Here is a 4,105-nt window from a genome sequence, read left to right as displayed (position 1 = left end):
TTTCAATACCGAATCGAATGCAACTTGTAACGGAATGGATTAGTAAAAAATTAAATAGCTTTGAAAAGAAAGAAGCGAAAAAAGAATGGGTAGAGCGGGAAATTCAATATTTAAATAAAGAAGATTATAATCGTTTGTATGAAAAGTTAGAGAAGGATAATCAATTTGATTATTACGAGAAAGAGCATGAAGTGTTAACGAAATATGTAGTGAGAAAGCATTTCCGTTCGTTGCGAAGAAAGGTGAAATCTTTAGCTTTTGTAAATCATTCTGCAATATTTCAGCAGTTCTTTGAAACGATCCAGAAAGATGTTTTCGCACCGGATGGTTGGGAAGAAATATGTAAGCAAACAGTAAAGTGTTTAGAGGAAAAGCGATTAGCATATGAAGATGTAGCTCCTTATTTATTTTTAAAAGAATTAATAGAAGGTTTTAAAACGAACCATCTTGTGAAATTTGTATTTGTTGATGAAGTACAAGATTATACACCATTTCAATTAGCGTTTATGAAACGACTGTTTCCGAAGGCAAAGTGGACGTTGCTCGGTGATGTAAATCAAAACATTTTCGCTCATGCTAGTAATAGAGGAACAAATATAATTTCAACGTTGTTTGCAAATAGCAAAGTAGAAACCATTCAGTTAAATCGTAGTTATCGCTCAGCAAAACCTATTATTGAACTTACAAAACATATCATTCCGAACGGGAAAGAAATTGAAGCTTTTAATCGGGATGGTAAGAAGCCGTTATGTATAAAAGTGAATGATGAACAAGAGCGTGTGGAAAGTATCATTGATAAAGCAAGAGATTTGCAAGAGAAAGGTCATAAATCAATTGCGGTCATTTGTAAAACAAATGAAGAATGTATGAAGGCTATGGAGTTAATAGGGGATAAATTAGACTACCATCTTGTGCAGAAAGAAAATACGACTTATGAGAAGGCGTTGTTATTATTCCTGCTTATTTAGCAAAAGGGATAGAGTTCGACGCTGTTATTATATTTGATGCTTCAAGTGATATTTACAGTAAAGAATCTGAACGGAATTTATTTTATGTAGCATGTACACGAGCGATGCATGAATTATATGTATATTATGCTGGGGAGATTACGGAAATTCTTTCGAAAGTACCGAAAGAATTATTTCAAAACGAAACGAGTAAAGGGAGAGATGCTTAATGGCTAATCAATTAAATGCTTTTCAAAACTGTAGTAAGGAAGTTTCAATGTTATTGTCAATTCCGAAGTATGTAAAATTAGTGCATGAGCATGAAGAATTGCGTGATGGTGTAAATGTTGAAATACATCGTTATCAAGCAGAAGAACGACTAAATTACGGTGGTTCTCATATTACAACGATTACTGCTCAAAATGGTAAATACTTGTTGAGTTATACGAACATGATGCCTGTTTACTCTAGTAAACTGCCTCATAAGGATGAGGCAGAGAAAATAGCGATGGATGTAATGGAAAAGGTTGATCGACAATATGCAAAGGGCCTAACTTTGCTTCGTATAGAAAAACAAACTAGACATTATGTTGACGGGGGACAAACTGTGGAGTTTCCTGTTCTATGGATAAAGATGATGCATAATAACGGAAGTTTTAACTGGGTGACAATTGGTGGTGACGGACAAATCATTGAATTTGAGCGAGAAGTGCGCTGGGATTATATGATGAGTCGTCGCCAAACAGAAATGTGGTATTACGATGATTGGGTATTGGCGCGCATCGGGAAAGGACCGCAATTATTGCCGCCAGTTGCGTTGGCTTAATATGTTAAACAATATGTGTACAATGGTAGGCGTCTATGTGGGGGAATGAAAAAGGAAAAGTAATTTTAGTGTTATTTATGCATCATTAGAATGTTCGGGGAGCCTTTATATTGGCTTCCCGATATTTTATATGTTGAAAAAATATTATGCAAGATGTTGGTAATATGATACGTATTTTTCTAACCCTTCAACTGCTTTCTCGGGAGGCTCAATTCCACCTTTTCGGCCGCAGCAAACATTTCTCAAGTATTCGCCGAAAATCATAGAGCGACTTTTCTCATTTTCCATCCAATTATATCTATTAATTATAAAATCACCATCAAAACTTGTATCAAATGTATATGGAATACAAGTTATATGTTTTGGTAAATGTTTTTTTAATACTCTATATTGCCGGCCTGCTCCTAAGCTTTTACATACAAATAGTAAACTATTAATTGTTGTAAAATCAAAGATCTTCTTAGCTTCAATTACATTTGCGATAGAATGGAGAGAGTTTTTCTCGAAAATGATAGCATCTTCCGGTACACCGTGTTCAATTAACTTGTTAACAATTACTTCTGATTCTGATAAATCTCCATAATTCCAGTTTGGATGTTTCATTCCATGTAAACTAGTACCACCTGTGACGATAATTTGTGCACCTAAACCTTGTTGATAAGCATGTAAAGGAGCTTGCCAATTACCAGGATGGAAACCACCGAAAACGAAAATTACATCACACTGTTGTGGTGTTGATTCTTTTAGGAAAGCGATTTCGGTTATTTCTTCAATTTGTTTTTTCGTAAGATGTGGGACTTCAGGATATTTAGGGATTACCATATGAAAACCTCCTATATAGTGAAATGTTAAATTCATTATATGGCGATGTTGTTTAGTGGAAAAAGGGAAGTTTTTCATTTGACAGTTCCCCTTTTATGATAACTCTCCTATAAACAAAAGTTTTCCTTCATCATAAAATCCATCTTCATCCTTGATTATCTCTTGGAAATGCAATGTTTGGACACTGTTAGAAATTGATATTTTCCATTCATGCCCGAAGTCGGAAGCATTGGAGAGGGGAATCCATTTTTGAAATTCGTTATCTCTATTGAAAAAAATTTTGAAAGTAGTCATCGTTTTTAAATATGATGATTTGTGAGTTCCATAAGCTTGCTATTTTGATCATAACAACGACTCGATATGTATTTGTATCGTTCGGTTTCGGTTTCATTTTCATTAATTGAATCGCTTGATTTAACAGGGTTTGAATGCACAATCGCTTTACTTTCCTAGGTGTTGTGCTAGAATCGATAAAAGCTTGAGAGCCTGGTAAAGGCATATGCCAGTATTCATCGTTATAGAAAGTAGACGGAAATGCTTTAGTAGAGTCTTCAATTCTTTTTATAAGAGTTTTTGTTTTTCGGTTCATTCCGCGTATTTTTTTTTCACGCATTGTTGATCATCTCCATAAATTTTTGCAAGGCAGCTGAGTGGAAAATATCTTTTCGAATAATAAAGGTAGTAGGAACCTTTCTAAAGTGATTTGGTAATGTATTTAAAGATAAACCATGTTCGTAATCTGGAATAATAGATTTCAGCATAATAGCCGTACCCATACCTGATTTTACACATGCAAGTATTGCTTCAATTGTTCCGAACTCTAGTATTCTTTTAGGTGAAATCCCTTCTTCTTGAAGCCAGTTTTCTAATAGTTTTCTGTAATAACAACCTTGACTAAAAGCGAGTAAATTCAGTTCTTCTATTGTTTTAAAGGAAGATAGAGGAGTCTTGCTAATGAGAACGAGTTCTTCTTCTCGAAATGAAAGTGTATGAAGTTCAGTATGCTGAATATTTCCAGCGATAAGAGCCCCGTCTAGTTTTCGCTCTAAAACGAGCTGAGTTAATTGGTCTGTCGTATTTGTTTCTAGAATCAATTCAACTTCTGGATACTTTTCATAATAGGTCGTTAATATAGGCGGGAGACGAACGGCTGTTGTCGATTCTGTACACCCGATTTTTAACGTGCCTTTTGGATGGGTTCCGCTACTTTGAACAGCTTTAATGGATTGATCCATTAAGTGGATGATTTGTTTTGCATATGTTAATAAAATTTCTCCGTTAGAAGTTAAAGTAACACCTTTTCCGTTTCGATAAAATAGTGGTACGCCTAATTCGTTTTCTAGTTGTTTTATACGCATCGTTACACCTGATTGTACATAGTTTAAGTTTTTAGCGGCATGAGATATATTTCCTTCTTTCGCAACTTCGAAAAAAAACGTTAAATCTTTAATGTCCATTTATTATCACCCCGAAAAAGGTATCAATTTTTTTGATGGATTCTATTAATAAC

3 protein-coding genes and 2 pseudogenes are annotated in these 4,105 nt (G+C 34.5%); 2 read left to right on the top strand and 3 right to left on the bottom strand.

All coding sequences use genetic code 11. The features are described from left to right. A pseudogene (gene helD, locus AB3X49_RS18735) lies at window positions 1–1,177 on the top strand (RNA polymerase recycling motor HelD); the annotation flags it as partial. Beyond that, a complete protein-coding gene (locus AB3X49_RS18730) occupies window positions 1,177–1,773 on the top strand; it encodes a hypothetical protein (protein WP_367963947.1) in 597 nt (198 codons plus the stop codon). The pseudogene helD and the gene AB3X49_RS18730, both read left to right, overlap by 1 nt. Window positions 1,774–1,917: 144 nt before the next feature. Here AB3X49_RS18730 and AB3X49_RS18725 read toward each other — a convergent pair whose 3' ends face one another. The 3 genes and pseudogenes from AB3X49_RS18725 to AB3X49_RS18715 all read right to left on the bottom strand — a co-directional run bounded on the left by AB3X49_RS18725 (window position 1,918) and on the right by AB3X49_RS18715 (window position 4,052). Further along, on the bottom strand, window positions 1,918–2,595 hold the full coding sequence (locus AB3X49_RS18725) for a YdcF family protein (RefSeq protein ID WP_367963945.1): 678 nt from the start codon (window positions 2,593–2,595) through the stop codon (window positions 1,918–1,920). A gap of 93 nt (window positions 2,596–2,688) precedes the next feature. Further along, a pseudogene (locus tag AB3X49_RS18720) lies at window positions 2,689–3,208 on the bottom strand (DUF3916 domain-containing protein). Then, window positions 3,201–4,052, bottom strand: a complete 852-nt coding sequence (locus AB3X49_RS18715; protein ID WP_367963943.1) for a LysR family transcriptional regulator — start codon at window positions 4,050–4,052, stop codon at window positions 3,201–3,203. The pseudogene AB3X49_RS18720 and the gene AB3X49_RS18715 overlap by 8 nt, the downstream one beginning before the upstream one ends. Window positions 4,053–4,105: the final 53 nt, after the last annotated feature.

Source organism: Bacillus sp. C30, assembly GCF_040838255.1.
GTDB classification, from domain to species: Bacteria; Bacillota; Bacilli; order Bacillales; family Bacillaceae_G; genus Bacillus_A; species Bacillus_A mycoides.
The sequence above is the reverse complement of the archived record's forward strand: the minus strand, read 5'-3'. Positions and strand labels throughout refer to the sequence as shown.

Bases quoted from the DNA above. Each gene is read 5' to 3' on its own strand.
- AB3X49_RS18730 (WP_367963947.1), top strand. From the start codon at position 1,177: ATGGCTAATCAATTAAATGCTTTTCAAAACTGTAGTAAGGAAGTTTCA.
- AB3X49_RS18725 (WP_367963945.1), bottom strand. From the start codon at position 2,595: ATGGTAATCCCTAAATATCCTGAAGTCCCACATCTTACGAAAAAACAA.
- AB3X49_RS18715 (WP_367963943.1), bottom strand. From the start codon at position 4,052: ATGGACATTAAAGATTTAACGTTTTTTTTCGAAGTTGCGAAAGAAGGA.